We start from the raw sequence: 1,527 nt of genomic DNA, 5'->3' as shown, positions 1-1,527 counted from the left end.
GCCGAGAGCTGATGACGAGTGTTCTTTTAGAACACGAAGTGGTTGATGCCATGCTTCCAAGAAAAGCTTCTAAGCTTCAGGTAACCAGGAACCGTACCCCAAACCGACACAGGTGGTTGGGTAGAGAATACCAAGGCGCTTGAGAGAACTCGGGTGAAGGAACTAGGCAAAATGGCACCGTAACTTCGGGAGAAGGTGCGCCGGTGAGGGTGAAGGACTTGCTCCGTAAGCTCATGCCGGTCGAAGATACCAGGCCGCTGCGACTGTTTATTAAAAACACAGCACTCTGCAAACACGAAAGTGGACGTATAGGGTGTGACGCCTGCCCGGTGCCGGAAGGTTAATTGATGGGGTTAGCTAACGCGAAGCTCTTGATCGAAGCCCCGGTAAACGGCGGCCGTAACTATAACGGTCCTAAGGTAGCGAAATTCCTTGTCGGGTAAGTTCCGACCTGCACGAATGGCGTAACGATGGCGGCGCTGTCTCCACCCGAGACTCAGTGAAATTGAAATCGCTGTGAAGATGCAGTGTATCCGCGGCTAGACGGAAAGACCCCGTGAACCTTTACTATAGCTTTGCACTGGACTTTGAATTTGCTTGTGTAGGATAGGTGGGAGGCTTTGAAGCGTGAACGCCAGTTTGCGTGGAGCCATCCTTGAAATACCACCCTGGCAACTTTGAGGTTCTAACTCAGGTCCGTCATCCGGATCGAGGACAGTGTATGGTGGGTAGTTTGACTGGGGCGGTCTCCTCCTAAAGAGTAACGGAGGAGTACGAAGGTGCGCTCAGACCGGTCGGAAATCGGTCGTAGAGTATAAAGGCAAAAGCGCGCTTGACTGCGAGACAGACACGTCGAGCAGGTACGAAAGTAGGTCTTAGTGATCCGGTGGTTCTGTATGGAAGGGCCATCGCTCAACGGATAAAAGGTACTCCGGGGATAACAGGCTGATACCGCCCAAGAGTTCATATCGACGGCGGTGTTTGGCACCTCGATGTCGGCTCATCACATCCTGGGGCTGAAGCCGGTCCCAAGGGTATGGCTGTTCGCCATTTAAAGTGGTACGCGAGCTGGGTTTAGAACGTCGTGAGACAGTTCGGTCCCTATCTGCCGTGGACGTTTGAGATTTGAGAGGGGCTGCTCCTAGTACGAGAGGACCGGAGTGGACGAACCTCTGGTGTTCCGGTTGTCACGCCAGTGGCATTGCCGGGTAGCTATGTTCGGAAAAGATAACCGCTGAAAGCATCTAAGCGGGAAACTTGCCTCAAGATGAGATCTCACTGGAACCTTGAGTTCCCTGAAGGGCCGTCGAAGACTACGACGTTGATAGGTTGGGTGTGTAAGCGCTGTGAGGCGTTGAGCTAACCAATACTAATTGCCCGTGAGGCTTGACCATATAACACCCAAGCAATCTGCGACTCGGACGAGCACAGATTGCGGTGACTGTGAAGACGACACGCACCGAAAGTTTGCAGCATACAGGCCAGACCTGATCACATACCCGATTGGCTGAAGCGCGGCCCCAGGCC

At 53.4% G+C, this 1,527-nt stretch carries 1 rRNA gene; it reads left to right on the top strand.

Annotated features, from left to right (window positions below):
* Positions 1–1,394: ribosomal RNA gene (locus BMZ10_RS27325) — 23S ribosomal RNA — on the top strand; the annotation flags it as partial.
* Between the last annotated feature and the right edge of the window lie 133 nt (positions 1,395–1,527).

Origin of the sequence: Pseudomonas sp. NFR16 (assembly GCF_900108875.1) — a bacterium.
Taxonomy (GTDB): Bacteria; Pseudomonadota; Gammaproteobacteria; order Pseudomonadales; family Pseudomonadaceae; genus Aquipseudomonas.
The sequence above is the reverse complement of the archived record's forward strand: the minus strand, read 5'-3'. Positions and strand labels throughout refer to the sequence as shown.